21 protein-coding genes and 1 other RNA gene are annotated in these 24997 nt (G+C 71.1%); 3 read left to right on the forward strand and 19 right to left on the reverse strand.

Going from position 1 to position 24997, the window contains the following annotated elements:
• Positions 1–12: 12 nt before the first annotated feature.
• Positions 13–525 carry an anthrone oxygenase family protein gene (locus PGH47_RS16830; RefSeq protein ID WP_271664119.1) on the forward strand — a complete coding sequence of 171 codons (513 nt, stop codon included), beginning with the start codon at positions 13–15 and terminating at the stop codon, positions 523–525.
• A 320-nt stretch (positions 526–845) separates the two neighbouring features.
• On the opposite strand, the gene PGH47_RS16835 is transcribed toward PGH47_RS16830, so the two are convergent.
• The 7 genes from PGH47_RS16835 to PGH47_RS16865 all read right to left on the reverse strand — a co-directional run bounded on the left by PGH47_RS16835 (position 846) and on the right by PGH47_RS16865 (position 10877).
• Entirely contained in the window at positions 846–1997 is a 1152-nt protein-coding gene (locus PGH47_RS16835) for a uroporphyrinogen-III synthase (RefSeq protein WP_271664120.1), read from the reverse strand.
• A 156-nt stretch (positions 1998–2153) separates the two neighbouring features.
• The gene (locus tag PGH47_RS16840; RefSeq protein WP_271664121.1) at positions 2154–3536 is read right to left on the reverse strand and encodes a nitrate/nitrite transporter; all 1383 of its coding nucleotides are present in this window, start codon (positions 3534–3536) and stop codon (positions 2154–2156) included.
• A 208-nt stretch (positions 3537–3744) separates the two neighbouring features.
• Complete coding sequence (locus PGH47_RS16845; RefSeq protein ID WP_271664122.1) at positions 3745–4803, reverse strand: hypothetical protein; 1059 nt, start codon at positions 4801–4803, stop codon at positions 3745–3747.
• A gap of 159 nt (positions 4804–4962) precedes the next feature.
• A complete protein-coding gene (locus PGH47_RS16850) occupies positions 4963–6297 on the reverse strand; it encodes an acyltransferase family protein (protein ID WP_271664123.1) in 1335 nt (444 codons plus the stop codon).
• Complete coding sequence (locus tag PGH47_RS16855; protein WP_271664124.1) at positions 6294–8498, reverse strand: glycosyltransferase; 2205 nt, start codon at positions 8496–8498, stop codon at positions 6294–6296. The genes PGH47_RS16850 and PGH47_RS16855 overlap by 4 nt, the downstream gene beginning before the upstream one ends.
• A complete protein-coding gene (locus PGH47_RS16860) occupies positions 8498–9607 on the reverse strand; it encodes a hypothetical protein (RefSeq protein WP_271664125.1) in 1110 nt (369 codons plus the stop codon). The genes PGH47_RS16855 and PGH47_RS16860 overlap by 1 nt, the downstream gene beginning before the upstream one ends.
• A gap of 298 nt (positions 9608–9905) precedes the next feature.
• The gene (locus tag PGH47_RS16865; protein WP_271664126.1) at positions 9906–10877 is read right to left on the reverse strand and encodes a LysR family transcriptional regulator; all 972 of its coding nucleotides are present in this window, start codon (positions 10875–10877) and stop codon (positions 9906–9908) included.
• A gap of 83 nt (positions 10878–10960) precedes the next feature.
• Between PGH47_RS16865 and PGH47_RS16870 the strand changes: the two genes are divergently transcribed.
• On the forward strand, positions 10961–12271 hold the full coding sequence (locus PGH47_RS16870) for an MFS transporter (protein WP_271664127.1): 1311 nt from the start codon (positions 10961–10963) through the stop codon (positions 12269–12271).
• Between the two features lie 137 nt (positions 12272–12408).
• Here the strand turns inward: PGH47_RS16870 and PGH47_RS16875 are convergent, their stop codons facing one another.
• The 11 genes from PGH47_RS16875 to ftsE form a co-directional block, all read right to left on the reverse strand.
• The gene (locus PGH47_RS16875; RefSeq protein ID WP_271664128.1) at positions 12409–13782 is read right to left on the reverse strand and encodes a cytochrome P450; all 1374 of its coding nucleotides are present in this window, start codon (positions 13780–13782) and stop codon (positions 12409–12411) included.
• Between the two features lie 69 nt (positions 13783–13851).
• On the reverse strand, positions 13852–15444 hold the full coding sequence (gene dacB / locus PGH47_RS16880) for a D-alanyl-D-alanine carboxypeptidase/D-alanyl-D-alanine endopeptidase (protein WP_271664129.1): 1593 nt from the start codon (positions 15442–15444) through the stop codon (positions 13852–13854).
• A 49-nt stretch (positions 15445–15493) separates the two neighbouring features.
• Positions 15494–16477 (reverse strand): extracellular catalytic domain type 1 short-chain-length polyhydroxyalkanoate depolymerase, encoded by a 984-nt coding sequence (locus tag PGH47_RS16885; RefSeq protein ID WP_271664130.1) that lies wholly within the window; start codon positions 16475–16477, stop codon positions 15494–15496.
• 77 nt (positions 16478–16554) lie between these two features.
• A complete protein-coding gene (locus PGH47_RS16890) occupies positions 16555–17112 on the reverse strand; it encodes a hypothetical protein (protein WP_271664131.1) in 558 nt (185 codons plus the stop codon).
• Positions 17109–18128 (reverse strand): DUF4232 domain-containing protein, encoded by a 1020-nt coding sequence (locus PGH47_RS16895; protein ID WP_271664132.1) that lies wholly within the window; start codon positions 18126–18128, stop codon positions 17109–17111. The genes PGH47_RS16890 and PGH47_RS16895 overlap by 4 nt, the downstream gene beginning before the upstream one ends.
• A gap of 68 nt (positions 18129–18196) precedes the next feature.
• Complete coding sequence (locus tag PGH47_RS16900; protein WP_271664133.1) at positions 18197–19489, reverse strand: hypothetical protein; 1293 nt, start codon at positions 19487–19489, stop codon at positions 18197–18199.
• 100 nt (positions 19490–19589) lie between these two features.
• Positions 19590–19958, reverse strand: a transfer-messenger RNA (tmRNA) gene (gene ssrA / locus PGH47_RS16905).
• A 122-nt stretch (positions 19959–20080) separates the two neighbouring features.
• Complete coding sequence (smpB, locus tag PGH47_RS16910) at positions 20081–20623, reverse strand: SsrA-binding protein SmpB (RefSeq protein ID WP_126902135.1); 543 nt, start codon at positions 20621–20623, stop codon at positions 20081–20083.
• 59 nt (positions 20624–20682) lie between these two features.
• Entirely contained in the window at positions 20683–21849 is a 1167-nt protein-coding gene (locus tag PGH47_RS16915) for a S41 family peptidase (protein ID WP_271664134.1), read from the reverse strand.
• 68 nt (positions 21850–21917) lie between these two features.
• Positions 21918–22835 carry a permease-like cell division protein FtsX gene (ftsX, locus tag PGH47_RS16920; protein WP_126902131.1) on the reverse strand — a complete coding sequence of 306 codons (918 nt, stop codon included), beginning with the start codon at positions 22833–22835 and terminating at the stop codon, positions 21918–21920.
• Between the two features lie 36 nt (positions 22836–22871).
• On the reverse strand, positions 22872–23561 hold the full coding sequence (ftsE, locus tag PGH47_RS16925) for a cell division ATP-binding protein FtsE (protein WP_030952755.1): 690 nt from the start codon (positions 23559–23561) through the stop codon (positions 22872–22874).
• A 329-nt stretch (positions 23562–23890) separates the two neighbouring features.
• Between ftsE and PGH47_RS16930 the strand changes: the two genes are divergently transcribed.
• Entirely contained in the window at positions 23891–24082 is a 192-nt protein-coding gene (locus PGH47_RS16930) for a hypothetical protein (RefSeq protein ID WP_271664135.1), read from the forward strand.
• A 109-nt stretch (positions 24083–24191) separates the two neighbouring features.
• Here PGH47_RS16930 and PGH47_RS16935 read toward each other — a convergent pair whose 3' ends face one another.
• Entirely contained in the window at positions 24192–24800 is a 609-nt protein-coding gene (locus PGH47_RS16935; protein WP_271664136.1) for an LPXTG cell wall anchor domain-containing protein, read from the reverse strand.
• Positions 24801–24997: the final 197 nt, after the last annotated feature.

A 24997-nucleotide genomic window follows, 5' to 3' on the forward strand; every position in this document is an offset into this window, starting at 1 on the left:
TGACTGAGGGGCATGACACGAAACGACACGATCGCCGGAACGGTACTGGGCGCGGCCACGGTCGCCACCGCCCTGATCGCCGGGGCCTTCTACATCTTCGCCTGCGCCGTGATGCCGGCGCTGGCACGCAGCGACGACCGGGTGTTCGTCGACGTCATGCGCGACATCAACGACGTGATCCAGAACCCGGTGTTCCTGCTCGGCTTCCTCGGGGCGCTGGTGCTGACGGGGGTGTCGGCGTGGCAACTGCGCGACCGGCACTACCGGTGGTGGGTGTGGGGAGCGCTGGTGGCGTACGGGCTGGCGTTCCTGGTGACGGTCGCCTTCAACATCCCGCTGAACAACGGCCTCACGGAGGCCGGGGCGCCGGGCGCGCTGCGGGAGGAGTTCGAGGATCCGTGGGTGGCTTGGAATGTGGTGCGGGCGGTGTTGTCGACGGTGGCGGTGGGGTGTCTGGGGCGGGCGTTGGTGGGATACGGCCGGGCTCAGCGCCGGTCGGCGCCCATCAGCCGGTCCGGTGCGTGACGGCGGGCCGGTCCGTACTCCTTTCAGCCCGTCCGGTGCGTGACGGCGGGCCGGTCCGTACTCCTTTCAGCCCGTCCGGTGCGTGACGGCGGGCCGGTCCGCACTCCTTTCAGCCCGTCCGGTGCGTGACGGCGGGCCGGTCCGCACTCCTTTCAGCCCGTCCGGTGCGTGACGGCGGGCCGGTCCGCACTCCTTTCAGCCCGTCCGGCGTTTGAGGACGAGGCCGTTCAGGCCGATGCGGGGGTCCGGGGGCGGCAGCCCCCGGGGACGGCGACACCGGCTCCGGGTGCCACGTCAACGCCGGCGCCCCGCCACTCGGCTCACGCGTCCGCGTACTTCGCGTCGGCCGCCGGATCCAACGCCAGCCGATACCCCCGCTTCACCACCGTCTGGATCAACTTCGGCGCCCCGAGGGCCGTCCGCAACCGAGCCATCGCCGTCTCCACCGCATGCTCGTCCCGCCCGGCCCCCGGCAACGCCCGCAACAGCTCCGCACGCGCGACCACCCACCCCGGCCGCCGCGACAGCGCCCGCAGCAACGACATCCCCGCAGGCGGCACCGGCCGCAGCGCCCCGTCCACCAGGACCGCGTGCCCCCGGATCTCCACCCGATGACCGGCGATCGGCAACGACCGGGCCCGCCCGGGAAGTTCCTGGCAGAGCAGCTGCACGAGCGGCCCGAGCCGGAAGCGCTCGGGCTGGACGGTGTCGACACCGAGCGCCTGGAGCGGCAGGGCGGTGACCGGCCCGACGCAGGCGGGAACGACGTCGTGGGCGAAGGCGGCGAGCAGTTCGGGCAGCAGCCCCCGCTCCTCCGCCCGCGACAGCAGCGACGCCGCGGCGGGCGCACTGGTGAAGGTGACGGCGTCGAGGCCACGGGAGACCGCGGCGTCCAGCAGCCGGTCCACCGGCCCGATGTCCTCCGGCGGCAGCCACCGGTACACCGGCACCCCGAGCACCTCCGCTCCCCCGGCCCGCAGCGACTCCACGAACCCGGGCAGCGGCTCACCGTGCAGCTGGACGGCGATACGGCGCCCCTCGACGCCCTCCTCCAGCAGCCGGTCCAGCACCTCGGCCATGGACTCGCTGGACGGCGACCACTCCTCGGTCAGTCCGGCGGCCCGCACCGCGCCCTTGACCTTGGGTCCGCGAGCGAGCAGCTCGACCCCCCGCAACCGCTCCAGCAGATCCTCGCCGAGCCCCCACCCGTCGGCGGCCTCGATCCATCCCCGGAACCCGATCGCGGTGGTGGCGACCACGACGTCCGGCGTCCGCTGGATGATCTCCTTGGTGGCCGCGAGCAGCTCGCTGTCGTCGGCGAGCGGCACGATCCGCAGGGCGGGGGCGTGCACGACGACGGCGCCGCGCCGCTGGAGCAGCGCTCCGAGCTCGTCGGCGCGGCGCGCGGCGGTCACGCCCACGGTGAACCCAGCGAGGGGCCCGTGTTCGGGTTGCTGCTGTTCGTCGTACATAAACTCTCGTCCCGCACTCGAGTCGTGTTGCCTGCCTCAGGTGAGCACACCATCGGGTGTTCCTGAACGCACCCGTGGTGGTCCCATCTGCATGCCGATCGAGCCTGTCAACGGTGCGTGACAGGCTCGGTTCGGCCGTATGTCGGCGGTGTTACGTCACACCTCGGCGTAGCTGAGCTGCGGCTTTGCCTCCGTGGCCGGTGTGGTATCGGTCTCGGTGACAGCCGGGCGGCGAAGGTATACGGCCCAGGTGACCACGAAGCAGAGGCCGTAGAAGGCGAGGAAGGCGACGAAGGCGCCGGTGCCGGAGCCCACGGTGAGGAAGGACTGGCGGAAGGCGAGGTTGATGCCGAGTCCGCCGAGCGCGCCCACCGCGCCGATGAGCCCCATGGAGGCGCCGGAGAGCCGGCGGCCGTAGGCGGCGGCCTCCTCGCCGTCCAGTCCCTTGGCGAGGGCCTTGGCGTGGAAGATGCCGGGGATCATCTTGAACGTCGAGCCGTTGCCGAGCCCGCTGAGCACGAACAGGGCGATGAACGCGGTGGTGAACAGCGGCAGCGACTTCTGCATCGAGGCCACGACGATGACGGCGGTCGCGGCGGCCATTCCGACGTAGTTCCACAGCGTGATCTTCGCGCCGCCGAACCGGTCGGCGAGCGCGCCGCCCAGCGGGCGGATCAGGGAGCCGAGCAGCGGGCCGATGAAGGTGACGTAGGCGGCCTGGAGCGGCGTACGCCCGAACTGCGTCTGAAGGACCAGCCCGAAGGCGAAGGAGTACCCGATGAAGGAACCGAAGGTGCCGATGTAGAGGAAGGACATGATCCAGGTGTGAGGGTCCCTGGCCGCGTCCTTGGCGGCGCCGGTGTCGTTCCTGACGGACGAGATGCTGTCCATCTTCAGCCAGGCGAGGGAGGCGGCGATCACGATGAACGGGATGTAGATGCCGAGCAGCAGGCGCGGGCCGCCGCTGGCGCCGATGACGGCGAGACCGACGAGCTGTACGACCGGGACGCCGATGTTGCCGCCGCCGGCGTTGAGTCCGAGCGCCCAGCCCTTCTTGCGGAGCGGGAAGAAGGCGTTGATGTTGGTCATGCTGGAGGCGAAGTTGCCGCCGCCGACGCCGGCCAGCATCGCGCACACCAGGAAGGTGCCGAACGACGTCCCCGGCTTCATGACCAGGAACGCGGCGACCGTGGGCACGAGCAGCAGGCTGGCCGAGACGACCGTCCACATCCGGCCACCGAAGATGGCAACGGCGAAGGTGTAGGGCACGCGGACGATGGCGCCGACGAGCGTCGCCATCGAGACGATGGTGAACTTGTCGGCGGGGGTCAGCCCGTACTCGGGCCCCATGAAGAGCACCATCACGGACCACAGGGTCCAGATCGAGAACCCGATGTGCTCGGAGAGCACGGAGAAGAAGAGGTTCCGCCGGGCGATCTTCTCCCCGGTCTCGTTCCAGAAGGCCTCGTCCTCGGGATCCCAGTGCTCGATCCAGCGGCCTCCCCTGCTCGCGACGGGGGCTGGGCTAGGGGATGTCATGTCGCCTCCACGGTCTTCGGGCTCGATCGCACCACGTCTACGAGTGGCTGATCCCGAAGGTAGGGAGAGCGCGTTTCCTGCCTGTGGCACCGAGTGACCGGAAAGGAACTTTGCTCTCACCGGGTGAGGAGGGGGGATGAGAGGTTTTGCTGCCCGTGCCCCTATATACGGGCCCCGTAAGAGCCCCTGTACAGGGAAGACCGAGGAGTCAGTGCTGCTGCGGCGGCTGCCAGTGGGGGTTCTGCTGGGGGTACGGCGGCTGCGGGGCGCCCTGCTGGGGGTGGGGCTGCTGGTTGGGGTACGGCTGCTGGGGCGACGGTGGGTAGTGGCCGGGGGCGGGCTGGTTGCCATAGGGACCGGCCGGGGGCTGGGCGCCGTAAGGGCCGGCCGGCGCGGGCTGCTGCCCGTAGCCACCCGCAGCCGGCTGCTGCCCGGCGTAGCCAGGAGTCGGCTGATGGCCGTACGGGCCGGGGGCGGCCTGGGTGCCGTAGGGGGCCGGGGCGGCCTGCTGGCCATGGGCGGCCGGGGCGGGCTGCTGACCGTACGCGCCGGGGGCGGGCTGCTGGCCGTACGCGCCGGGAGCAGGCTGCTGGCCGTACGCGCCCGGGGCGGGCTGGTTGCCGTAGGGACCGGTGGCGGCGGCGCCGCCGAACGGATTGCCATGCCCCGGCAGCTGCCCGCCCGGCGGCAGATACCGCACCCGCCCGCTCTCATCGGTGACAGGCATGAAGCCGGCGGCCTGGAGCCGGCCCGCGAACTTCGCGTTCCGCTTCCGCGTCACGACGAGCCCCACCCCGAGCAGCGCCATGAGCCCGACCCACCCGAGACCGGCGAAGAGAATGGCATCGCCGTCCCCGCCGGCCTTCGCGACGGCGAGCACGAACCCGAGGGTGATGCCGCCGGCCGCCCAGTACATCTTCTTCTCGGCGTGCTTGCCGGTGAGGTCGAAGTTGATGCGGGCCTTGAGGAGTTCGTGCGCGTCGGGCACGAGGGGCGGTACGGAGACGCCGTCGCCTGCGTTCGGATACTGCGCCCAGTTCTGCGCGGCGCGGGCGCGGGCCTGCGGGCTCGGGTCGGGCACGATCAGCATCACGAGCGCGTTGTTGCGCCCGCCGCTCTGCCGTACGTCCATGTACTCGTAGCCGAACTGCTGGGCGATGAAGGCGAGCTTGGCGAGCTTCTTCACGGAGGCCATCGGACTGGTGAGCTCGACGGGCTCCCCGGTCGCGATCAACCGCAGCATCTTCTGCACCTGCCGCTTGCTCACCAGCACCAACTCCCCCCGGCCCCAACCCCTCGGGCCACCCCGTTCACGTCCGCAACCCGGCCAGTGTTCCACGGGGCTTCACCGGCGGGAATGCCGGTCGGCCCGGTTCCGTGATCAGCGGAACCGGGCCGACTCGGCGCACCCTCTGCTTCGACACCCCTATTTCGCGCGGTGGCCCGCTCGGGATGAGTTCCTTCGGCGGGGCTTCGTGTTCTTCGTGCCGTTCGGCCACAGCCTCGGGCTTCGTTTTGCCGCGATGTCCTCCACCCATCCCACCGCCAGGATGGTCAGGCCGATGAGAGGCCAGACGAGGAAGAACATCCAGATCATGTAGGTCGAGTCGAGGGCCGCTGTGGCTCGTTCGTCCTGCATGAAGGGGAGTTCGTAGAGGCGGTCGAGGATCGGGACCGTGGCCATGATCAGGAGGTTGTGCCAGAGGTAGATGGTGACCGCTCGGTTGTTGGAGAGGGTCACCAGCTTGTCCCACTTGGCGAGTCTGCCCGGGAGTTCCTGCCAGGACGGGGAGTACTGGAGCAGGATCACCACGAAGCCGAAGGACCAGGTGGCCTGGGCCAGCGGGATGTCGTTGAGGTCCCAGCCGTCCGGGCCCAGATGGCCCGAGGCCCACCACAGGCCGAAGGCCATCACGAGGGCCGCGCAGGAGACCGCCACGTAGCGCGGGATCTTCGCGAGGAACCCGTCGTGGTGGGCCATGCCCAGGACCCAGCAGCTGCCGTAGACCGCGAAGTCGGTGACCGCGTTGCCCGTCTCACCGGGGATCGTGACGATGCCCGTGCCCACGACGGCCGTCAGTCCGAGCGGGGCGAGCAGCGTCGGCCACGGCGCCCGGCGGAACGCCCACAGCAGCAGCGGCGACGCCACGACGAACCACAGGTAGGCACGCAGGTACCAGAGCACACCCGCCGCCTGCACCGCCCACGTGTCCTCCAGCAGGCCCGACTTGGAGCCGATGCTCCAGGGGAACGGCGGAGCGCCGATGGGGACGATGTAGTTGATCAGGTCGACCAGGCCCCAGGTGCCCCCGTGGTCGGGGTCCTTCAACGGGTTCCAGCCGCCCGCGAACATCATGGCCAGCGCCACCGCGCTGAACACCCACAGGGGCGGGAGCAGACGCCGGACACGGCCCCTGATCACACCCCATGCCGGGCGCTTCAGGGAACGCGCCATCAGCGAGCCGGCCAGCGCGAACATCACGCCCATGGACGGGAACAGCACCGTCAGCCAGGCCCAGCCGAAGAGGTGGTAGACCACGACGCGGACCAGGGCGATGGAGCGCAGCAGGTCCAGGTAGCGGTCCCGGCCCGGCTTCTTGGCCGCGGGCGCGGGCACAGGCGGTTCGGCAGCGGCCGGCTCGGGCTCCGGCTCCGCCTCCGTCACACGCTGCTGCGGCACACCGTACGGCGCCGCCGGCCAGGCGGGATCCGACGGTCCGGCGTGCGCGCCGGTGTCCGTCGGCTGGTATCCGTGCGTCATCCGACCGGCCTCCGATCACCGTCGCGCGTGCCCGCCGAGCGCTGCCGCGGCACGGGGCCGCCGGGCGCCTCGACCACGCCGGTGCGGCGCAGCTTCTGCCAGCGCAGGCGGCCGCCGGTGAGCGCCGTGATCCAGGACTGGAGCAGGACGACGTACATGAGCTGGCGATAGAGGATCTGCTGGAGCGGCAGGGAGATGAGGTGGGTCATGCGTTCCTTGTCCAGGCGGAAGGCGTAAGCGGCGCAGACCACCTGGATGGCCAGGACGCCCAGCCAGGCGCCGATGGTCTTCTGCGTCGGGCCGAAGATCAGGCCGTAGAGGAGGAAGACGTCGATCAGCGGGGCCAGCAGCGGCGCGAGGACCATGAAGAGGGAGACCAGGGGCAGTCCGACCCTGCCGAAGCGGCCCGAGGGGCCCTTCTCCACGAGGGCCTTGCGGTGCTTCCAGATCGCCTGCATGGTGCCGTACGACCACCGGTAGCGCTGCGACCACAGCTGCTGGACCGACTCCGGGGCCTCGGTCCAGGCGCGTGCGTTCTCGGCGTAGACGACGCGCCAGCCGTCGCGGTGCATCGCCATGGTGATGTCGGTGTCCTCGGCGAGCGTGTCGTCGCTCATGCCGCCGACCCGCTCAAGGGCCGTGCGGCGGAACGCGCCGACCGCGCCCGGGATGGTCGGCATGCAGCGCAGCATGTCGTACATCCGGCGGTCGAGGTTGAAGCCCATCACGTACTCGATGTGCTGCCAGGCGCCGATCAGCGAGTCGCGGTTGCCGACCTTGGCGTTGCCGGCGACAGCTCCCACGTTGGGGTCGCCGAAGGGCTGCACCAGTTCCCGCACCGTCGCCGGTTCGAAGACGGTGTCGCCGTCCATCATCACGATGATGTCGTAGCGGGCGTTGGCCAGACCGCGGTTGAGGGCGGCGGGCTTGCCGGCGTTCATCTGGCGCACGACGCGGACGTTCGGCAGCCCCATGGCCTCGACGATCCGGGCCGTGCCGTCGCTCGACCCGTCGTCGATGACGATCACCTCGATCGGGTGCTCGCTCGCCATCAGCGACCGGACGGTGTTCTCGATGCACTTGGCCTCGTTGTACGCGGGGACCAGCACCGACACCGGTTCGGTGACCTGCGGGCCCCAGCGGAAGCCCCGGCGGCGCACCCGCCGTGCGTGGACGCCCGACAGCAGCAGCATCAGCAGGAACCGGCTGATGACCAGGAAGCCGATCACCGACAGGCCGACGACCAGCACACCCGTGATGTTGTCCGACGCCTGGACGAGGAAGACCCAGGCCTTGCCCTTCCAGCGGTCGAGGCCGGTGACCTCGGTGTGGGCGCTGGGTGCGCCGAGGGCCTCGGTGAGGTTGTCGAACTCGTAGCCGTCGGCCTTCATCTCCGGCAGGAACGTGTCCAGCGCCTGGACGGTCTGGTGCCGGTCGCCGCCGGAGTCGTGCATCAGGACGATCGCGCCCTTGCCGCCCTTGGGCGTGGCCCGGCGGATGATCTCGTCGACGCCGGGCTTGCGCCAGTCCTCACTGTCGGTGTTGTTGACGACCGTGATGTAGCCGCGCTTGCCGATGTACTCGGTGACCGGCCAGGACTTGTCGTCCATGGCGTCGGCGAAGGAGGAGTACGGCGGGCGGAACAGGGAGGTGCGGATGCCGGCCGCGCCGCTGATCGCCAACTGGTTCTGGGACAGCTCCCAGTCGATGCGCTTCTTCGACTGGAAGGACAGGTCGGGGTGGTTGAAGGTGTGCAGGCCGATCTCGTGGCCCTCTTCGACCATCCGCCGGACCAGGTCCGGGTAGCGGGAGGCCATGGTCCCGGTGACGAAGAAGACCGCGTGCGCGTTGTGCTTCTTGAGCACGTCCAGCACCTTGGGGGTCCACTCCGGGTCCGGGCCGTCGTCGAAGGTGAGGACGAGCCGGTGGTCCGGGACGCTGAGGCTCTCGGTGCGGCCGCTGCGGGTGTCGATGACCGGGCCGCCCTCCAGGATCTTCTCCGGCACCTGGTCGGAGGAGGCGGGCGGGCGGACGCGGTGGTCGGCCAGGATCTCGCTGTGCACGTACCCCCGCAGCATCAACATCGCCATCAGCGCGACGAGGACGAGCGAGGGCAGCAGCAGGCGCATGGGCACACGTCGGCGTCGGGAGCCGTCGGGGGCTCCGGTCGCGGGCCCGTGACGGCGGGTGCGGGAGGCCATCAGAGGGTGTACTCCGGGGACGGGGCGGCGAGCGCGGAGGCGTTGGTGCCCTCCGCGAGAGGAGAGGGATCGCTCGGGCCGTTCGCGACCGTCCCGCTTGCGGGTTCGTCGGTGGTCACGGGGTCGGTCGGCTCCTGGGTGGGGCCGCCGCCGTCCGTCGGGCTCGGGTCGGGGTCGCTCGTGGTGGGCTGCGTGGGCGGATCCGGGTCCGGGGTGGAACCGGTGCCCGGCTTGGTGATGCTCTTCGTGGCCGTCGGCTTCGGGTCGGCCGACGTGCCGGGGTTCTCGGCGGTGGCCGACGCGTCGGACGCACTGGTGTCGGCACCCGGGGACGCGGTGGCGTCCGTGCTCGCCGTCGGCGAAGTGCCGGGCGACACGCTGCCGGTGGCGGAGGGCTGCGGTGCCGACTCCGCGGGCAGCGGCGGGGTGTCGACCTGGCCGGCCGGCTTCTCCTTGGGGTTCTCGACGGGCAGCCACGGCGCGTCGGAGTTGCCGGAGAGCAGCGTGGCGACGATGACCACGGCGTAGACCGCGCAGGCCAGGCCGACCGCCATGCCTATCCGGCGGAAGCGGCGGCTGCGGCGGCCCGACTCGTCGACGAACACCGGTCCGTCGGAGCTCTCGGCGCCGCGCGGGGCGTCCTTGGCCGCGCGCAGCATGTTGTCGAGGTGGAGGCCGACGCCGTCGAGCTGGACGGTGACCTCGTGCGGGTCGTGGGTCGCGCCGGGTCCGTCGGACCGCGCGGACCGCGTCGGCCGCTCGGACTCCTCCGGCCGGTCGGCCCACGGGTCGCGTACGGCGGGCGCGGGACGCGTCTCGCCGGCCGCCGGGTAGGCGTCGGTCCGGCGTGCCGAAGGGCGGTCGAAGGCCGACCAGCCGTCCGCCCGGGCGGAGTCGGGCCGGTGTGCGTCCGACCCGTCGCCGGGTATGCGTGTGTCGGTCGACCCGACCGACGGCAGGACCGCGGTCCGGTCGGCATCGGCCGCGGACGCCCCGGGGGCGCCTCGCAGGACCTGTGTCTCATCGGCGTCCGAGTAGGAACGCCCGCCACCGTGGAGTATCTCCGTCTCCCTTGCTTCGGATCGGGAGCGATGGCTGGGACCAGGCACACCGGCCACGGCTGTCTCGCCGGTAGCCGGAAAGGCCTGGGTGTCACCCCTCGAACCCCCCACGGAAGAACCCCCTCCGGAACCCGGCGCCGATGCGACATCGGGCCACTCCGGTTGGGCGTCTTCTCGCCACTTCTTCACGCGCACGCACATCCCCCCACGGGACCGTTCTGGGCGCGCGTACGACACTGAGCACACGCCGCCGTACCGAGCCCCCACCCGGCCGAGCGCCCCCCTTTACCACAACGTGCTCAGGCCACGAATGTAGCGCACGCGGAGGTTTTGTGGTTCCAGCGTGTCAATTGTGCACTCTCATACTGGCCGAATCCATGGCCGGAATCCATCCATCGGCGGGTCTGCGGAGCCATTCCTCCTCGGCCGAGACCTCGGCCGCCGCCCGTCGAAGAGCGTCGAACGCGGGGTGCACCAGGCCCTTCCTCCACACGAGGGACACGGGAGAGAGCGGCACGGGGTCGACGAGCGGGCGCAGCACCGTCTTCGGCATGGCCGGAAAGTCCACCACGGCGAGGATCGGGTTCCGCGTCTTGGCCATGATCCTCTGGAACTCCTCGTCACCGATCGCGAGCGGCGCGGGCGCGGCCAGCTCGATGCCCCGCTCCTCGAACAGCCGGCGCGCGAGGTCGGTCCACTCCGGTGTACGGGGGTTTCCGGCACCCGCGTACACGGTCTCGCCGGCCAGCGCGGACAGCGGTACCAGCGGCTTTTCGGCCAGCGGGTGGTCCTCGGGCAGCAGGATCGCCATCGGCTCGAAACGTACGGGCAGGTGGTCCAGGCCCGACCGCAGCGCCGGGGCCAGTCCGGCGAACCGTCCGAACGAGCAGTCCAGCCGGCCCGCCACCATCTCGGCGGCGGCGCCCGTCAGACCGCTCTCGTAGCGGGCCATGAGCTCCAGTTCGGGGGCGAGCGCGCGCGCCCGGTGCAGCACCCTGCGGCCGGTGGCCAGGCCCGGCGAGTTCAGGTCCACCAGCAGGGGGCGGGCCTGCCCGAAGGCGGCGAGCAGGTCGTCCTGCGCCTGGAGGGCGCGGCGCGCGTACGGCACCAGCCGCTCGCCGTCGCCGGTCAGGGTGACCTGCCGGGTCGTGCGCACGAACAGCTCGGCGCCCAACTCCCGCTCCAGCCGCCGTACGTCCCGGCTGAGCGCCTGCTGGGCGACGTACAGCCGTGCCGCGGCGCGGGTGAAGTGCAGCTCCTCCGCCACGGCGAGGAAGGCGCGCAGCAGACGCGGGTCGAGATGGGTGGGAGCGGGCATGCGCCGAACCTACAACGCAGGTGCGTGAATCCGCATCGAACAGGTGTTGGACCCCTTGATCGGCTTCCGGCGACGGTGGAGCCATGCCGCAACAGCCCGCCAGAGGAACCCGTCTGTTCACCGTCACCGCCGACACCCTCGTCGCCGTCGACTTCGGTCCCCGCACGAAGGGCCGCCCGCCCGGGCCGTACGGCCGTCTCTTCGCCCGGCCCGGCACCCGCGCCTTCACCCTCGCCAACCTGCTCGCCCGGCTCCCCATGGGCATGTTCAGCGTGAGCGCGGTCGTGATGATCGCCGGGACGAGGGGGTCGTACGCCCTCGCCGGTGCCGTGACCGCGACCGGGCTCGCGGCGACCGCACTGGTCGCGCCCTGGACCGCGCGGCTCGTCGACCGGTACGGCCAGGCCAGGGTGGCCGTCCCCGCCACGCTGGTCGCGGCGCTGGGGAGCCTCGCACTCCTGCTGTGCGTTCGCCACGACGCCCCGGCCTGGACCCTCTTCGCCGCGTACGCCGCCACCGCGACCACCCCCAACACCGGCGGCATGTCCCGGGCCCGCTGGGCCCACCTCCTGGACGGCGACGCCGACGCCCTGCACACCGCGAACTCCTTCGAGCAGGCCGCCGACGAGCTGTGCTTCATGCTGGGTCCGGTGCTCGCGGCCTTCCTGTGCGGGGCGTTCTTCCCCGAGGCTGGGACGCTGGTCGGGGTGGTACTCCTGGTGACGGGCGTCCTGGCCTTCGCGGCCCAGCGCTCGACCGAGCCGCCGCCGTCGGGTCGTACGACGACCGGGGCCACGACGGCCACGCCACCCGCACCGTCACCGCTGCGCTCCGCCGGCATGCCCCCGCTCCTCGCCGTCTGTCTCGCCCTGGGCGCGGTGTTCGGGTCGACGGAGGTCGTCACCGTCGCCTTCGCCGACGCGCAGGGCCACCGCACGGCGGCGGGCGTCGTGCTCGCGCTCCAGGCGGCCGGGTCCTGCGCGGCGGGTCTGCTGTACGGCAGGGTCCGGTTCGCCGGTCCCGCCGAGGACCGTTACCCGTGGTGCGTGGCCGCGATGGCAGCGCTGCTGATCCTCCCGCTGCTCGCCGCGTCCCTCACCGGCTCGCTGCTCCTGCTGTCCGCCGCGCTGCTGGTCGCCGGGATGGCCACGGCGCCGACCATGATCACCAACATGACCCTGGTCCAGCGCCGCACCCCGGACGGCCGCCTCAACGAGGGCATGACCCTCGCGGTGACCGCCCTGCTCGGCGGCATCGCCTGCGGCAGCGCCGCCGGCGGATGGGTGGTGGAACACCTCGCACCGACGGCCGGCTACGGCGTACCGGTCACGGCGGCGGCGGTGGCGCTGCTCGTCGCACTGGCGTGGCCGGGCGTCAGGACCGCGGCGACCTGACGGGCCCGGTGTAGGGACCGCGGCAGCCTGACGGGGCCGGTGTAGGGACCGCCGCAGCCTGACGGGGCCGGTGCCGGAACCGCCGCAGCCTGACAGGACCCGGCGTCAGGACCGCCGCAACCTGACAAGACCCGGTGTCAGGACCGCGCCCTGACCCGAACCCGTGCCGGTCCCTTGGCCATCAGCGTGATCCCTGCTCCCAGCGGCACCTCGCCCTCCTGTGCGTCCGTGAGTTCGAACTCGCGCAGCAGCACCGCAAGTCCCAGCACCGACTCCAGCATCGACAGGTGCTGGCCGATGCAGGCGCGCGGGCCGCCGCCGAAGGGGAACCAGGCATAGCGCGGGCGCCGCGCCTCGGCCTCGGGCGTGAAGCGGGCCGGGTCGAAACGCTCGGGATCCGGCCAGTGGTCGGGGTGGCGGTGGGTGACCCAGGGGCTGACCAGGATGTCGGCGCCGGCGGGTATCCGTACGCCGTCGATCTCCGCGTCGGCGACCGAGCGGCGGCCGACCACGGGCGCCGACGGATACAGCCGCATCGCCTCCTTCAACACCATGGTCAGATACGGCAGCTCCTCCATGTCCGCGGCCGTGGGCGGCCGCCCGCCGGGGCCGCCGAGCACCCGGTCCACCTCCTCGCGCACCCGCCCCTGTTCCTCCGGGTGCCGGGCGAGGAGGTGCAGGGCGAAGGCGAGCGCGGTGGCGGTGGTCTCGTGGCCGGCGAGGAGGAAGATCAGCACCTGTTCGCGCAGTTCGTCGGCGTCGAGGCTGCCGTCCTCGGCGTTCTCGGCGTGCACGAGGAGGGTGACCAGGTCGTCCCCGTCCTCGCGGTCCCGGCGGCTGGCGATGATCCCGTCGCACAGCCCGAACAGCTCCGACTGGAGGCGTACGGCACGGCGGTTGGCGGGGGTGGGCCAGCTGCGGGGCGCCTTGAACGGGGAGAAGCCGCGTTTCAGGGAGTACTCCTGGAGCTGCGGCAGGGTGCGCTCGATGGTCTCGAAGGCCTGCTTCACATCCGTGCCGAACAGGATCCGGCCCACGACGTGGAGCGCGAAGCGGTGCATCTCACCGACCAGTTCGACGCTCCCGCCGGGTGCCGCGCGCCAGACCTCGGCCAGCGCGGCGGCCTCCTCGGCGACCTGCTGCCCGTAGCCGTTCACCCGGCGCCGGGTGAACAGCGGCTGCACCAGCCGCCGTTGCCGGAGGTAGACATCGTCCTGGCTGGTGAGCAGGCCGTTGCCGACCGAGCGGCGCAGTTCGTCGTAGAAGACGTTGTCCTTGCGGAAGTTGGCCGCCTGGGTCGCCAGCACCTGCTGGGCGCCCTCGGCGGAGAACACCGCGTAGAGGTCGGCCCGCAGCCCGGGCGGCCCGGCCCGGAACCGCACCACGTCGCCGTGGTCGCGGCGGGCCCGAAGATAGGCGGTGAGCGGGTCGTTGAGCAGATCGCTCATCGACCCGAGCAAGGGACTCCCCGCCACGACCGGCGCCTGGGCAACCGTCGTCGTCATCGTCATGGTTCCCCCATTCCCGGGCGGTCCCTTCGACTCACCCTTGGGTCGCACATACCTTCGCATGGCGGTTGATCAGCAGAGGGCCGGCTTGCGCCAGCTGCACTCGATGCCGGCGTCCGTCCCGCCCCCGCGCACCGCCGCCGGACCGGCCGTCTCCGCCGTCGACCTGGCCAGTGTCACCACGATCGCGTCCTCCAGGGGTTTCACGGACGAGGCCAGGTAGTTGTTGAGGACGATGCCGTAGACGAGTTCGCGTCCGCCGGCGTCCGTGACGTATCCGGACAGGGCCGACGCGCCCGTCAACGACCCGGTCTTCGCACGGGCGTTGAGGGCGGCGGGGGTGCCGCACATCCGTGAGCGCAGGGTGCCTCCGACGAAGCGGTCGGGGGCGCAGGCGACGGGCAGGGAGCGGTGCCAGTCGGCGTACCAGGGCTCGGAGCGCACGGCGAGGAGGAGCTGGACGAGCTGTCCGGCCGTGAAGTTGTCCATCCGTGAGAGCCCGGAGCCGTCGACCTGCCGCAGCTTGCCGGTGTCGAGGCCGACGCCCTTGAGGTAGCCGCCGATCGCCGCGAGCCCGGCGTCCCAGCTCCCCTCCCCCGAGACCTTGTGCCCCATGGCCTTGGTGAGGATCTCGGCGTGCATGTTGTTGGAGAGCTTCATGAACGGGACGAGCAGGTCCTTCAGCGGCATGGAGTCGTGGGCGGCCAGCCGCCGTGCGGTCGCGGGGGTCGCGAGCCCGGTCCGGGTGGGTCCGGCGACCTTGACGCCCTGCTTCGCGAGCGCGTCCCGGAAGACGGCGGCGGCGTATCCGGTGGGCTCCCACACGGTCACCCACTCCTTGGCACCGGCGCCGCCGACGGGCGTCGTGCCGCTGACGACGACGGTGTTCGTGCCGTGCTCCCGCTCCACGGTGAGGTCGTTCGCGCCGCCGGCGGCGACGGTGTCGGCCGCCACCTCGATGTCGACGTAGTCGGTGTCGGGGGTGACGGTGACGACGGGTTCGTCCCCGGCCGCCGCCCCGGGCCGGACCGTCACGATCACGGTGCCGGTGTCGTAGTCGGTGTCCGGCGCCACGCCCAGAGCGCTGATCTGCGCGGAGTAGTAGGACGACTCGTCGTCGGCGGCCCAGGAACGGCCCAGCCGACGGTCGTCGAACCGGGTGTCGTCGGCGACGAGGCGGCCGTCGACGCGGGTGATCCCGGCCGCCGCGATCCGCTCGGCGAGCGCGTCGTAGTCACCGGCGAGCAGGGTGGGATCCCCGGTGCCGCGCAGATACAGATCGCCCTTGAGCCGGGAGCCGGACTGCCGCCCGGTGGCCAGGACGTCCGTGCCGAACCGGTGGTCGGGCCCGAGGATCTCCATCGCGGCGGCCGACGTGGCGAGCTTGGTGTTGGAGGCGGGCATCAGCCGGGTGGAGGGCAGGTGCTGGTAGAGGAGTTCACCGCTCGCGGCGTCGGCGATCACGACGCCCGCCACGCCGCCCTCCATCCGCGGATCGCCGAGGATCGTGTCGACGGCCTCGGGCAGGCCGGTCCGGTCGGAGTCCGCACCGGCCTGCGCGCCGGGCCCCAGCACGGCGGCGACCAGCGCCACGGCGAGAGGCCAAGTCCACAGTCTGCTACGGGAGTTCGGGCGGCTCCCGGAATCGCTCACGGGTCTGCTCATGCCTCAGCAGCATCCCGGAGAACCGCCCGCGGCGACAGAGCACCTCCACTCAGCCGAGCCCCCAGGCCCGCCCCATCCGGTACGCGCCGCACAGATTCACGTCGAGGACGTACGCCCCGGCGGTTCCGCACTGCTCGCTCCCGCTGCCCGGGTCGACGGGCTGGCCGTGCCCCATCCCGGTGATGCTGTACGTCTCCACGACCGCCCGCCCGGCCGCGTCCCGGAAGACCTGGTGCGGATACCCGGCGACCGTGTCGCCGACGTCGGCGCTCTGGTCGGCGCCGTGCACATCGGTCCACTGCCGCATCAGGTCGGTCATGTTGACGGGCTTCACGGTGTAGTCGGCCGTGCCCTGGAAGGCGACCAGCGTGGGCCACGGACCGCCGAAGCCGGGCCGGGCGGCACGCACCCGGTCGCCCCACTGCTTCGCGGTCTGCGTCGCACCGACGTACATGCACACGTACGGCGACCCGGCGGCCTGCGCGCACCCGTACGGCAGCCCGGCCGCGATCCCGCCGGAGGCGAACTTCTCCGGGTACGCCGCCATCATCACGGAGGTCATCGCGCCCCCGGCGGACAGCCCGGTGACATACACGCGGGAGGTGTCGCCGGAGGTGTCGGCGAGCTGCCGGTCGACCATCTGGGCGACGGACGCGGCCTCGCCCTGGCCGCGCGCGATGTCGCCGGGCTGGAACCAGTTGAAGCAGGACGAGGCGTTGTTGGCGGTCTGCTGCTGCGGCAGGACGACGGAGAAGCCCCAGCGGTCGGCTAGCTGGAGCCATCCGCTGCCGGTGCCGTAGCCGGAGGCGTTCTGCGTGCAGCCGTGCAACGCGACGACCACGGGCCGGCCGGCGGGCAGCCCGTCGGGGACGTAGCGGAACATGCGCAGGGCACCGGGGTTGGTCCCGAACCCGGTCACCTCCTGGAGGGAGGCGGCCGAGGCGCGGCCCGGGGTGAGGAAGGCGGCGATCAGGGCGACGAGCAGGGTCGCCAGGACAGTGACATGACGGCTTGCGGCTCTGGTCGGTGTCATGCCGAGGGACGGTAGAAGCGTGAACCACCCGCCGATATGGCGTGGGGCACCACAACGGGCGCGCCCGCCATGGGTGTTCAGCCGGTGCTCGGCCTGCGGAACTGCCGCAGGAGCGTCTTCGGATCCCGCGCGACCTGCCACAGTCCCGCGGTGAGCAGCACCAGACTGACGACGAAGCAGACCCAGAACACGAACTGGGCGCCCGTCGCGAGATCATGGGTGCCGCCGCCCTCGTAGCGGCAGTACGCCTGCGGAGGGAACACCTCCGACACTCCGACCCCGCCGTAGCGCATGGTGCACGGGTCCTCGCCGGGGTCCTTGACGGTGTCGTCCGCGGTGACGACCAGCAGCCACGCCAACGCCGTCACGGGGATCGTCGCGAAGACGGTCAGCTTCGTCCAGGTCGGCAGGCGGGGGTGGCCGACGAGTCCGTTCAGCGCGACCAGGACGAGGAGGTAGACCGCGCCGATTCCGGCCGCGACGGTCCGCCGGTCGAGCACCGCGTCCAGGAGCCACATCAGCGCAGCCACTGGGGGCGCGGTGAGGACGGTCACCTTGATGCCGGGCGGGACACGCGGCAGGACGAGCAGCCACAGCGCCGCCGCGCACCCGAGGAGGACGAGGAACCCGGTCACGGGCGCGGAGTGCCGGCGGCGGGGTCCCGGTAGGTCTCGTCGCGCTCCCAGGGTCCGACGCCGAGCTTGCCCGTCGTCCCGAGGTCGAATTCCGGGGTCACCGTCACCGGGTCCGCCCCGGGCTTCGCCCGCACGCGGGCGTACGGCGCGTTCACCGCCTCACCGAAGCCGGTGGTGTTGCGCCACGCGAGTGAGGCCACCGCGCCCTCACCGGGACGCAGCACGACGGGCCGAGGGCTGTCGTCGCCACCCAGACCGGTGCTGATCTGGTCGGTCCCGTGCAGGATCCGCACGCCGTCGACGGTGTCGTGGTCCTCGTCGAGCAGTTCCAACTCCGGGTAGCCCTCGACCCGGTAAGGCCGGGTCCCGCAGTTGACGAGGTGCAGTCCGACAGCACGCAGCCCCATCGCCGCGTCCCCCTGGTCGGCGTACAGGCGCACCCCGGACGCGGGGCAGGGTCCCGAGGCGGACGACGCCTCGGCGACGGGAACGCTGCGGACCTCGATCACCTTCGCGCCCGTCACCTCGGGCGCCTGCCCGGTCGGGTCCGCCATGGCGACGGTCCCCTTGGCGGTCCGGCCCGGCCCGACCGCCTCGACGATCCGCTCGACGTTGTCGACGGCGCCGCCGGCCGCCGAGAGGAACCCGACGGTCACCGTGTAGGTGAGCGCCTCCGTGCCCCGGTTGGCGACCTCGAACTCCGCGCTGTAGTCGACTCCCGTACAGCCGCTCTCCTTCCCCCAGCCGTACAGGGCGGTGACCCGGACAGCGCCGTCGGCCGAACCGTCCGTGGACGGCAGCGGCAGCGGCGTCGGGGTGCCGGAGGGGGCGACGGACGGCTCGGCGGTCGGGTCACCGCCGTACCGCGTGAACTCCGAGGGGCACAGCGCCTCCGCCCTGACCCGCCCGTCGTCACCTGCCGCGGCATCATCCCGGGACGCGCTCTGCGTACCGCACGCGGCAAGCAGCAGAAGTCCGACGACAGCGACGGGGGTGGTTCGGGAGGCTCTCGGCATCCGCCCACCTCACCAAGGGACCGCTCCCACGGGCTGTGGCGGAACCCACACCTCCGGTCACAGCAGTGTCACAGATCACTCTGGATGAACTGATCGATCTCGGAGACGAGGTACTTGCCGTGGCCGAACCGCTCCCCGAGGGCCTCGAAGCGGGCGTAGCGCTCCGCGGCGAGAGGCATCCACAGCGCGATCAGAACCCGCAGGAACAGCCGGAAGCCGAGATCGGGATCGACCCGCGTGACGACCTGCTCCAGCGCCCGCGCCGCGTCGGCACCCGGCACACCCTGCCAGTGCGGCTGTACGGTCCTCGACGCCAACTCGGGCGCGAGGTCCCGCAGTTCACCGAGCACCTCGTCCGCCCCGGCCGTCCGCGCCGGCGCCGGTACGGGGTCGTGGTCCGGCGCGACCTCCCGCAACCGCTCCCGGCAGACCTCGGCGATCTGCTCCAGCCACCGCCGTACGTCGCCCCCGAACCGGTCGGGCCGCAAGCCGCAGTCGGACGCGGCGAGCCACAGCGTGGTGAGGGTGTCGTCGGACAGCGGCGAGGCGTGCAGCCGGGTCACGTCCTCCAGCAGCAGGGCGGCGGCGGTGCCCGGTGTCTGCCCGACGTCGTCGCTCCCGGCCGTGCCACGGACGACTTCGAGCCGGGTGCGGTCGTGCCACTCCCCGGCGAACCGCGAGGCCAGCTCGGAGAGGCCGAAGTTCCAGGTGCCGTCGCGCCGCTCGGTGTCGAGGGGCGGCCAGTCGACCTCCAGGCCGTCGTCGATGACCGCGTAGCAGTACTCGAAGGAGTCGCTCAGCTCGACATACCGGTCGTGGCGCACCTTGCCGACCCGTACGGAACACGCCTTCAGGGTCCGCAGCAGCAACCGGAACCCGAGATCCGCGCCGGCTCCGGCGACGGCCGACCTGAGCGCCTCGACCACACCCGGCGCCGCTCGCGCCAGGTCCGCCTCGACCGCACCGACCTCGTCGAGCACGGCGTCGCGCATCTCCGTCTCCACCAGCACGGGGCGGGCGAAGAAGTCCGGGGTGATCGCGCTGATGTACTTCCTGTGCCGTGGGCGCTTCGGCGGTGGTGGCGGAAACGCCTCCGACCATGCGGTCAGCCAGGACCGCACGGTCATGCCCGCGCCGGCCGGATCGAACCGGCCACGGTCGGCGGCCAGCCACAGCGTCCGGATCGTCTCGTCCGGCAGCCCGGACTCCAGCAGGCTCCGGGCGTCGACCCCGACCTGCTCGTCCCCCACGGCATCGCCCTGCGGCACCGGCGGTCGGGCGCCCGCCGGCCTCCCGGCGAGGCCGCTGAGCCCGAAATCCCCGTCGTACATCACGTAGTACGGCTCGTCCGGCCGTGTCATCGTCCCCCTCCTGCGCGTTCTGGGCATGACGAAGGCCCCGCTGCCCGGAGGCGGCGGGGCCTTTGCCCACATGGGTTAGGGAGGTTCGAAAACCTCCCGATCGTGGAGATGGCGGGAATCGAACCCGCGTCCAACGGTGCAAAATCAGGGCTTCTCCGTGTGCAGTTCGCTGTGATTTTCTCGGCCCCGGCGATCACGCGAACAAGTCGCCGACGGGCCCAGTCACTGTTTGGTTTCCCTCTTCACCCCGTGACCGGGATCAAGGTTTAGTTCCCTAGCTGATGCCAGGATCCGGGTCGGGAACAGCCCCGGGCTGACACTTCGCAAGTCGCTACTTAGGCAGCGAGGGCGAAGGAATCGCGCTTGGTGTTGGCGATTATTTTTTGCGACATATGGTTTACGAGATCATTGCCGCTTCCTCGACACGCTTCCCCTGCTTCAACAGCCGCTGTCGAAACCGATCATCCCCATGTTGTTTTTTCAATCCTCCGGACACCCGGAGGGGCGCGCACCCTCTGTGAGGTGCAGTGCCATCGTACGTGACCAGCGCACGACGATGCCAGCGTATTCCCGGCGACCGCCCGCTGCCGCCTACTGGCCCCGCTGCCTGCGCTTCGCCGCCGCGATCGCGCGGTCCGACTCCCGCCGGTCCTGCTTCTCACGCAGGGTCTGGCGCTTGTCCCACTCCTTCTTGCCTCGCGCGAGAGCGATCTCGGCCTTGGCCCGGCCGTCCTTGAAGTACAGGGCGAGGGGCACGATCGTGTGACCCGTCTCCTGCGACTTCGCCTCCAGCTTGTCGATCTCCTCGCGGTGCAGCAGGAGCTTGCGCTTGCGGCGCGCGGAGTGGTTGGTCCAGCTGCCCTGGTGGTACTCCGGGATGTGGGCGTTGTGCAGCCACGCCTCGCCCCCGTCGATCTGGACGAAGCCGTCGGTCAGCGACGTCCGACCCTCGCGCAGCGACTTGACCTCGGTGCCCATCAGCACCAGGCCCGCCTCGTACGTGTCGATGATCGCGTAGTCGTGCCGGGCCTTCTTGTTCTGGGCGACGATCTTGCGCTTGCCGCCCTTCTCGCCGTCCCTGCCCTTCGCGGCAGCGCCGCCCTGCTTGGGCTGGGACTCCTTGGGTACGTACATTCCCTTGCTCATAGTGCCGTCCATTTTCGCACTACGGAGGGGGTGCGGGGAAAGCCGATTTACGACTCTCCGAGCCCGCTGAGTACCGTCTGGGCCCGTCCCAGGACGCCGCGGTCGGCCTCCAGGTCGGGGGTGATGCCCTGCCCGTCGACGGTCCGCCCCGAGGGGGTGCGGTAGTGGCCCACGGTCAGCTCGGCCACGGAGCCGTCGGGCAGCCGGCTCGGCATCTGCACCGAGCCCTTGCCGAAGGTGCGGCTGCCCACGACGACCGCGCGGCCGCGGTCCTGGAGGGCTCCGGTGAGCAGTTCGGCGGCGCTCATGGTGCCGCCGTCGACGAGCGCCACCAGGGGCCTGCCGGTGTCGCCGCCGGGTTCGGCGTGCAGGGCGCGCTGGTCGCCGTCGACGTCGTAGGTGGCGACGAGGCCGCCGTCGAGGAAGGCGGAGGCGGCGGTGACGGCCTCGGTGACCAAGCCGCCGGAGTTGCCCCGCAGGTCGAGGACGATGCCGGAACCGGCCGGGACCCGGCGCACGGCGTCCTGGACCGCGGCGCCGGCGCCCTTGGTGAAGGACGCGATGCGGATGACGGTGATGCCGCCGGCGATTTCCCGGGCGGTCACCGAGTCGATGGACAGCCGGGCGCGTCGCAGTGTGAGGTCCCACGCGTGCGTGCCGCGTTCCATGCCCACCTTCACCGGCGTGCCAGCGGGCTCGTCCCTGGCGTCACCCCTCAGTAAGGCGACGACCTCGGTGACCGGACGCCCGTCGACCTTCTCGCCGTCGACGCTGCGCAGCCGGTCGCCCGTGCGGATCCCGGCGGTGGCGGCGGGCGACCCGGCCCGCACCTTCGTCACCTCGATACGGCCGTCGCGCTCGCGGCGGGCCCAGAGCCCGACGCCGGTGTACGCGCCGTCGAGGGCCTCCTCGAACTCCTCGTACTCCCCCTGGGAGTAGACGGCGCCCCAGCGGTCCCCGCTGCGGCTGACCGCGCGCTCGGCGGCCTCCATGGGGGACTTGCCGGCGGCCATGGCCTTGGCGGCCGCCTCGGCGACCTCCTCGTGCCGGCCCGCGGAGGTGGCCGAACGGGACGCGCCCTCCGGGGATTTCCGGTCAGGGCCGGGCAGCGAGCCGGTCGCGGCACCGGCGACGAGCACGCTCGCGAACACCAATGTCAGGGCGGCCCCGCGGCCGAAGCGGCGGGGCTGACAGAACAGGTCACGACCTGACATGCCGGTGAGTCTAGGACAACGCAATGGGGCCGTACGGCGCCTTGCCCGTACGGCCCCATTGGCGTTGGTCACACCTTCAGGTACTTGCGCAGCGCGAAGAACGCCGCAAGCGCCGGCATGAGCAGGCTCGTCGCGAGGATGAGCGGCAGCTTCGTCAACACCGCGTCCCAGCCGATGAAGTTGATCAGATTCAGCTTCTCCGACAGGGCGAGGCCGTGGTCGATGATGAAGTACCGGGCGACGACCAGGAAGCCACAGGCGACCGTGCCTCCGATGAGCCCGGCGACCGCGGCCTCCATGATGAACGGGGCCTGGATGTAGAAGCCCGAGGCGCCGACCAGCCGCATGATGCCGGTCTCGCGCCGCCGGCTGAAGGCCGAGACGCGCACGGTGTTGACGATGAGCATCAGCGCGACGACGAGCATCAGCGCCATCACCGCCCGCGCGGCCCAGTTCATGCCGTTCAGCAGCCCGAAGAGGTTGTCCAGGATGCCCTTCTGGTCCTGCACGGACTGCACGCCGTCGCGCCCGTCGAAGGCGGTCGCGATGACCTCGTACTTCTCCGGGTCCTTCAGTTTGATGCGGTACGACTCCTGCATCTGGTCCGGCGTCAGCGACGCAGCCAGCGGAGAGTCGCCGAACTGGTCCTTGTAGTGCTTGTAGGCCTGGTCCTGGGACTCGTACGTCACCTTCTGGACGACCGTCATCTTGTCCAGGTCGGCGAGGATCTCCTTCTTCTGGTCCTCGGTGACCGCGCCCTTGGCGCAGTTGGGGTCGGACTCGGCGTCGCTCTTGTTGCAGAGGAAGACCGAGACGTTGACCTTGTCGTACCAGTAGCCCTTCATCGTGTTGACCTGGTCGCTCATCAGGAGCGACCCGCCGAACAGGGCGAGCGACAGGGCGACGGAGACGATGACGGCGAAGGTCATCGTCAGATTGCGGCGGAGACCGACACCGATCTCGGACAGTACGAACTGGGCGCGCATGGCGTCTCTTTCAGGCCTTTCCGTGGACGGGTCGGGTCAGTGCTGGTAGCCGTAGACGCCGCGTGCCTGGTCGCGGACGAGGCGGCCCTTCTCCAGCTCGATGACGCGCTTGCGCATCTGGTCCACGATGTTCTGATCGTGCGTGGCCATCACGACCGTCGTACCCGTCCGGTTGATCCGGTCGAGCAGCTTCATGATGCCGACGGAGGTCTGCGGGTCGAGGTTGCCGGTGGGCTCGTCGCAGATGAGCAGCTTGGGCCGGTTCACGAAGGCGCGGGCGATGGCCACCCGCTGCTGCTCACCACCCGACAGCTCTCCGGGCATCCGGTCCTCCTTGCCGCCGAGCCCGACGAGGTCGAGCACCTGCGGCACGGACTTGCGGATCTCGCCGCGCGACTTGCCGATGACCTCCTGGGCGAAGGCGACGTTCTCGCCGACCGTCTTGTTCGGAAGGAGGCGGAAGTCCTGGAACACCGTCCCCAGCTGGCGGCGCATCTGCGGCACCTTCCAGTTGGAGAGGCGTGCGAGGTCCTTGCCCAGGATGTGTACCTGTCCGTGGCTGGCCCGCTCCTCGCGGAGGATCAGCCGCAGGAAGGTGGACTTTCCGGAGCCGGAGGACCCCACGAGGAACACGAACTCGCCCTTCTCCACTTCCAGGGACACATCCCTGAGTGCGGGGCGGGTCTGCTTGGGGTAGACCTTGGAGACGTTGTCGAATCGGATCACGGATGCACCACGGGTCGCCGGGGGTAGATGAGCGTGACCATACGCGAGTCGGGGGCGGGGGCGCAGTCGCCGGAAGGGGTTGCGCAAGGGTTGTGCCCATTTATGCCGGATCAGGTGACGCCCCGAAAGGGGCGCGGGGCCGTGTCGATGTGCGGCTCCGCCGCGTGTGCGCGACCGGCCACATGGGGCCCGCAGCCGCGAGACAATGACAACCACCCCTCCGAGGGCGCCCGCGCCCTTTGCGGGGGAACCTGGCATTGTGGAAGGGGGAACGTTCTCGGGGCCGAACCCGTTGAACCCCCCGGAGTGACTCGCAAGGAGGGTGGCGCATGACGTACGACCGGCTGGTGTGCGCGAACTGTGCCGCGCCCGTGAGTGAGGGCCGCTGCCCCGTCTGCCGGGCGAATCGCGAGCGGCTTCAGCATGAGAACCCGTTGGCGGGCCTGAACCCGATGACGCTGATCGCCCTGCTGGCGATACTGATCGCGGCGGTGGCCCTGCTGGCGCACCAGACCGTCTAGGGCACCGCACACACCGTACGCGGACATGCCGAGGGGCCCGGAGCGAAACACGCTCCGGGCCCCTCGGCCGTACGACGTCAGTCACACGGCGTGGACATGTCGGCTACCGTCAGGCAGCCGCACCGCCGCGGCCACCGGCGAGGCGCGGCAGCACACGGAAGCCGATGCCACCGGCGATCATGGTGGCGGCGCCGACCAGCAGGAACGTGGTCTGCGCGGCACCGGTCTCGGCGAGCTCGTCGCCGCCGCCCTGGGCGGAGGTGCTGGCGCCGGTGCTGTCGGTGCCGGTCTCGGTCAGGGAGGAGGAACCCTCTTCCTGGGTGGAGGCACCACCGTCGGGGTCGGTGTTGTTGCCCCCGCCGTTGTTGCCGTTGCCGTTCCCGTTACCGTTGCCATTCCCATTGCCGTTCCCGTTGCCCGGGTCGGACGGCTCCGTGGTCGGCTCCTCGGTGGGCTCCTGCGGCTCCGTCGGCTCCTCGGTGGGCTCCGTGGGGTCCGTGGGCTCCTCGGTGGGGATGTCCGTAGGAATGTCCGTCGGGATGTCCGTCGGCTCCTCGGTGGGCGGGTCGCTCGGGTCGTCGTCCCCGATGCAGAGGCCGAGGATGCAGTCCTCGGCCTCCGCGGCGGAAGCGGCACCCGCAGCGGTCAGCGAGGCACCGGCCGCGATCACGGCGCCGGCCGCGAGGCGCGCTATACGGATCCGCGTCTTCTTCGTCATCTGGTTGCTACCCCCAGTAGCTGAATCGTCAATGAGGCAGCACTCAGGGGCCGGCCGTGATCGACGGGGGTAGCAGAACAAGAGCCCCCCGGTTCACATGCGCCCCAGAGATACGCATGCCACGCTTTACCCTTCCCATTTTTCAAGTCTTCGTCAAGGTCGTTGCGCGCGCGATGTCCAAGTACGGGCTCTTTGCC

It is taken from the genome of Streptomyces sp. HUAS 31 (assembly GCF_028198125.1).
GTDB lineage: Bacteria > Actinomycetota > Actinomycetes > Streptomycetales > Streptomycetaceae > Streptomyces > Streptomyces chartreusis.

What these genes read in the sequence shown, in the direction of transcription:
- PGH47_RS16830 (WP_271664119.1), top strand. Translation starts at nt 13, where the DNA reads ATGACACGAAACGACACGATCGCCGGAACGGTACTGGGCGCGGCCACG.
- PGH47_RS16835 (WP_271664120.1), bottom strand. Translation starts at nt 1,997, where the DNA reads ATGTACGACGAACAGCAGCAACCCGAACACGGGCCCCTCGCTGGGTTC.
- PGH47_RS16840 (WP_271664121.1), bottom strand. Translation starts at nt 3,536, where the DNA reads ATGACATCCCCTAGCCCAGCCCCCGTCGCGAGCAGGGGAGGCCGCTGG.
- PGH47_RS16850 (WP_271664123.1), bottom strand. Translation starts at nt 6,297, where the DNA reads ATGACGCACGGATACCAGCCGACGGACACCGGCGCGCACGCCGGACCG.
- PGH47_RS16855 (WP_271664124.1), bottom strand. Translation starts at nt 8,498, where the DNA reads ATGGCCTCCCGCACCCGCCGTCACGGGCCCGCGACCGGAGCCCCCGAC.
- PGH47_RS16865 (WP_271664126.1), bottom strand. Translation starts at nt 10,877, where the DNA reads ATGCCCGCTCCCACCCATCTCGACCCGCGTCTGCTGCGCGCCTTCCTC.
- PGH47_RS16870 (WP_271664127.1), top strand. Translation starts at nt 10,961, where the DNA reads ATGCCGCAACAGCCCGCCAGAGGAACCCGTCTGTTCACCGTCACCGCC.
- PGH47_RS16875 (WP_271664128.1), bottom strand. Translation starts at nt 13,782, where the DNA reads ATGACGATGACGACGACGGTTGCCCAGGCGCCGGTCGTGGCGGGGAGT.
- dacB (WP_271664129.1), bottom strand. Translation starts at nt 15,444, where the DNA reads ATGAGCAGACCCGTGAGCGATTCCGGGAGCCGCCCGAACTCCCGTAGC.
- PGH47_RS16885 (WP_271664130.1), bottom strand. Translation starts at nt 16,477, where the DNA reads ATGACACCGACCAGAGCCGCAAGCCGTCATGTCACTGTCCTGGCGACC.
- PGH47_RS16895 (WP_271664132.1), bottom strand. Translation starts at nt 18,128, where the DNA reads ATGCCGAGAGCCTCCCGAACCACCCCCGTCGCTGTCGTCGGACTTCTG.
- PGH47_RS16900 (WP_271664133.1), bottom strand. Translation starts at nt 19,489, where the DNA reads ATGACACGGCCGGACGAGCCGTACTACGTGATGTACGACGGGGATTTC.
- smpB (WP_126902135.1), bottom strand. Translation starts at nt 20,623, where the DNA reads ATGTACGTACCCAAGGAGTCCCAGCCCAAGCAGGGCGGCGCTGCCGCG.
- PGH47_RS16915 (WP_271664134.1), bottom strand. Translation starts at nt 21,849, where the DNA reads ATGTCAGGTCGTGACCTGTTCTGTCAGCCCCGCCGCTTCGGCCGCGGG.
- ftsX (WP_126902131.1), bottom strand. Translation starts at nt 22,835, where the DNA reads ATGCGCGCCCAGTTCGTACTGTCCGAGATCGGTGTCGGTCTCCGCCGC.
- PGH47_RS16930 (WP_271664135.1), top strand. Translation starts at nt 23,891, where the DNA reads ATGACGTACGACCGGCTGGTGTGCGCGAACTGTGCCGCGCCCGTGAGT.
- PGH47_RS16935 (WP_271664136.1), bottom strand. Translation starts at nt 24,800, where the DNA reads ATGACGAAGAAGACGCGGATCCGTATAGCGCGCCTCGCGGCCGGCGCC.